Below are 3,735 nucleotides of genomic sequence, written 5' to 3' on the forward strand. Positions count from 1 at the left end.
TCCGAGCAATGCGTGATGATGCAGAACGTCGTCGCCGAGGATCGCCCTGAAATGGGGCTATCGGTCGTGGTGCTGCGCACCGCCGACAACAAGGCCGAGATCCTGCGCGTGCTGGCGCCGCTCGGCGTTCTCCTGCCCAACGGCCTCGGTCTCAATGTCGACGGCAAGGATATCGGCCGCGCCTATTTCGTGCGCTGCTTCCAGGATGGCTGCTATGCCGAGGTGATCCTCGAAAAGCCGCTGCTCGACACGTTGAAGAGCGGCACCTCGGCCACCTTCATCGTCTTCCAGACGCCCGAAGAGGGCATCGGCATTCCCGTCGACCTCAAGGGCTTTGCGGAAGGCTTCGCCGCCCTACCTTGATCTTGCCGTCCACGCGCAGCGGCCGCCCCTCAGGCTGAGGCGCGGCGGTGATACGCGCTTGGCGGCCAGGAGGCTTGATGCGCGCGACGTTGTCCGTTTCCATTGCAAGTCTGGCGCTTGCCTACGTGGCCTCGGCGGCCCGGGCCGAGGATGCCGCAATCCTCCAGACGCCGGACCCCGCGACGGTTCTCGATATCGCCAAGGGCTTCGGCTCGGCCAGGATGGACAAAGACGACAATGGCGACCCGATGATTTCCGGCCGCGTCGAGGGCGTCAAATACCTGATCCATTTCTACGGCTGCGAAGACCACGAGAACTGCAAGTCGCTGCAATTCTCGACCGGCTACACCGATCCACTGACCGCCGACCGGGCCAATGCCTGGAACGCAAAATACCGCTGGGTGAAGGCCTATTCGGGCGACGGCTCGAACTTCAAGATGGATGTCAGCTTCGCCGGCGGCATCACCAGGGCCAATCTTGAGGAACAGTTCTCCAACTGGAACGCGATGGCCGGCAACATCAAGGACTTCGTCAACGGCAGGTGACGGCGTCGCAATCGCCGGCTTCAACTCGTTAGCGATTGTCTGAGGCCAGCTTCGCGCCTACATCCGGTGCAAGATTTGTTTCCACGAATGGATTTGCCATGAACAGCCTGATCGGCCAATTCGATATTTCCGATGATCGCGTCAAGGAGATCGTCACCGAGACCATCAAGGGCGCCGACGACGGCGAGTTGTTCCTCGAATACAGCGAAAGCGAGGCGCTGATGTTCGACAATGGCCGGCTGAAGACGGCCAATTTCAACACCGATCAGGGTTTCGGCCTGCGCGCCGTGGCCGGAGAGGCCACCGGCTATGCGCATTCCAGCGATCTTTCCGAAGCCTCCCTGCTGCGCGCGGCCGACGCCGTCTCGGCGGTCAAGGGCGGCTATTCCGGCACATTGGCCGGAGCACCCGCCCGTACCAACCGCCATCTCTATGGCGACGAGAACCCCATCCCCTCGCCGTCCTTCGAGGCCAAGGCCAAGCTGTTGCAGGAGATCGACGGCTGGCTGCGCGCGAAGGATCCGCGCGTGCGGCAGGTGACGGCCTCGCTGGCAGCATCCTGGCAGCATGTCGAGATCGTGCGCGGCGACGGCCAGATCGTGCGCGACATCCGCCCGCTGGTCCGCATCAACGTCTCGGTCGTGGTCGGCAGCGGCGACCGGCAGGAGAGCGGCTCCTACGGGATGGGCGGCCGCAAGAGCTTCGGCGAGTTCGTCAGCGAGGAAAGCTGGAAGCATGCGGCAAGCGAGGCGCTGCGGCAGGCGCTGGTCAATCTCGAGGCGGTTCCCGCGCCGGCCGGGACGTTTGACATCGTGCTCTCCAGCGGCTGGCCGGGCGTGATGCTGCATGAAGCGGTCGGCCACGGGCTCGAGGGCGATTTCAACCGCAAGAAGACATCGGCCTTCGCCGGCCTGATGGGCCAGCAGGTGGCGGCGAAGGGCGTCACGGTTGTCGACGACGGCACCATCCCCGAGCGGCGCGGCTCGCTAACCGTCGACGACGAAGGAACGCCTTCGGCGCGCAACGTGCTGATCGAGGACGGCAAGCTCGTCGGCTACATGCAGGACCGCCAGAACGCCCGGCTGATGGGCATGAAGGCGACCGGCAACGGAAGGCGCGAGGGCTATGCGCACCAGCCGATGCCGCGCATGACCAACACCTACATGACCGCCGGAGACATGGAGCCGGAAGAGATCATCGCCTCGGTCAAGAACGGCATCTACGCCGTCTCCTTCGGCGGCGGCCAGGTCGACATCACGTCCGGCAAGTTCGTGTTCGGCTGCACCGAGGCCTATATGATCGAGAACGGCAAGGTGACACAGCCGATCAAGGGCGCGATGCTGATCGGCAACGGTCCGGACGCCATGCACCGCGTCAGCATGGTCGGCAACGACATGAAGCTCGACAACGGCATCGGCACGTGCGGCAAGGCAGGACAGGGCGTGCCGGTGGGCGTCGGCCAGCCGCATCTGCGGATGAACCAGATGACGGTGGGCGGCACCAGGGTTTGAGGCGCTGGGCACGTCCCGCTATTCTCGCGTGCCTGCGGTGTTCACCCCACGGAGTCCACAATGTCGAAATCCGAAAGCCCATCAGAGGGCGCTGATCTGAAACCGGCAACGCCCTTTGCCCCGACGCGGCCAAAGGACGTGTTTGGTAGCCTACGGCCCCCTGGCAAGCCAAAAATGCTGGAGGATATCGACACCGCCCTGCTAGCTGAAGCGCAGCGGCGCCAAACTGCCATTTGAGACCGGTCTGCGGCAGCCTTCGCCCAACGCAAAACACAATCGCGTTAGAACATTATTAATTGTTCAGTTGCCTCGGCCTGCCTTTGCGCATTAGCCTGCGGCCAGTCTTCTCGTTGCGGTGGTGTCGGTAGTGCAGCATTCCCCAGGCGTCCTGACCTCTTCCCTCTTCCTTGGTTTTGCGTTGATCGGCGCGACTTCGCTACAAGCAGGCCCTGCGGCGGCGCAATCGTCGCTGTTCAAGCTAGCGTCGACACGACCTGCCGCCAGTTCCGCCACTGTCGGCGCAAGCACCAGCGTTCCTTATGGCTGGCTCGACTTCTGTCATCGTCGGCCGAAAGAATGCAAGGTGCCTGCCCTGCCGGCCGCCAGCGTCAAGCTGACAGCGCGGAACATGAGCATCCTCAAGCGGGTGAACCAGAAGGCGAACCGCTCGATCAAGCCCGTCAGCAACTACGATCACTGGGGCACGATGATGGACCACTGGGACTATCCCGTGGACGGCAAGGGCGATTGCAAGATTTACGCGCTCTACAAGCGCAAGCTTCTTCAGGAAGCAGGATTTCCCCGGCAGGCATTGCTGATGACGGTGGTTCGCGACCTGCACAACGAGGGCCATACCATCCTGACGGTGAAGACCGACAAGGGCGATCTCATCCTTGACAATCTGGTCGACGAGGTCAGGCCCTGGAACGCAACTGGCTATTATTTCCTGAAACGGCAGTCGCAGCAGAACCCGAACACCTGGGTTTCGATCAACCAGCGTGGCGGCACTGCAAAGCGGCTATCGCCGAGCTCATAGGCCGGATTGTCCGCCTGTCCCGTTCAGCCAGCATCGGCTGAAGCGCCGCGAGCCAGCGATCTCTTGATTTGCAGGCGATGAGCCGGGAAACCCCGGCCCATCGACGGAGAATTGCTGTCCAACCCTGCCGCTATTGTTTGCAGGGCGGCTCGCCCGGCTTGCCGCAGGCGAATTTCTTGTTGTTACCCTGCGGCGGTTGTTCCTTGGGCTGTTGTGGCAGACGCCGCGCCTGAGCGTTGGGGTTTTCCTGTAGCTTGAGCTGGCGCTGCACATTCTCGTT

The 3,735-nt window shown here is 62.9% G+C and carries 5 protein-coding genes; all 5 read left to right on the forward strand.

Going from position 1 to position 3,735, the window contains the following annotated elements:
- Positions 1 to 363, forward strand: a 363-nt coding sequence (locus EOA28_RS28365) for an invasion associated locus B family protein (RefSeq protein ID WP_148670898.1), incomplete at its 5' end; no start/stop codon positions are given.
- Between the two features lie 77 nt (positions 364 to 440).
- Positions 441 to 908 carry a YbjN domain-containing protein gene (locus EOA28_RS28370; protein WP_127251372.1) on the forward strand — a complete coding sequence of 156 codons (468 nt, stop codon included), beginning with the start codon at positions 441 to 443 and terminating at the stop codon, positions 906 to 908.
- Between the two features lie 98 nt (positions 909 to 1,006).
- Positions 1,007 to 2,419, forward strand: a complete 1,413-nt coding sequence (tldD, locus tag EOA28_RS28375; protein ID WP_127251371.1) for a metalloprotease TldD — start codon at positions 1,007 to 1,009, stop codon at positions 2,417 to 2,419.
- A gap of 60 nt (positions 2,420 to 2,479) precedes the next feature.
- Positions 2,480 to 2,656 carry a hypothetical protein gene (locus EOA28_RS39065; RefSeq protein ID WP_189342219.1) on the forward strand — a complete coding sequence of 59 codons (177 nt, stop codon included), beginning with the start codon at positions 2,480 to 2,482 and terminating at the stop codon, positions 2,654 to 2,656.
- Positions 2,657 to 2,786: 130 nt separating this feature from the next.
- On the forward strand, positions 2,787 to 3,455 hold the full coding sequence (locus tag EOA28_RS28380) for a transglutaminase-like cysteine peptidase (protein WP_189342220.1): 669 nt from the start codon (positions 2,787 to 2,789) through the stop codon (positions 3,453 to 3,455).
- Positions 3,456 to 3,735 lie beyond the last annotated feature (280 nt).

Source organism: Mesorhizobium sp. M2A.F.Ca.ET.067.02.1.1, from assembly GCF_004023285.1.
Lineage (GTDB): Bacteria > Pseudomonadota > Alphaproteobacteria > Rhizobiales > Rhizobiaceae > Mesorhizobium.

Bases quoted from the DNA above. Each gene is read 5' to 3' on its own strand.
- EOA28_RS39065 (WP_189342219.1), top strand. From the start codon at position 2,480: ATGTCGAAATCCGAAAGCCCATCAGAGGGCGCTGATCTGAAACCGGCA.
- tldD (WP_127251371.1), top strand. From the start codon at position 1,007: ATGAACAGCCTGATCGGCCAATTCGATATTTCCGATGATCGCGTCAAG.
- EOA28_RS28370 (WP_127251372.1), top strand. From the start codon at position 441: ATGCGCGCGACGTTGTCCGTTTCCATTGCAAGTCTGGCGCTTGCCTAC.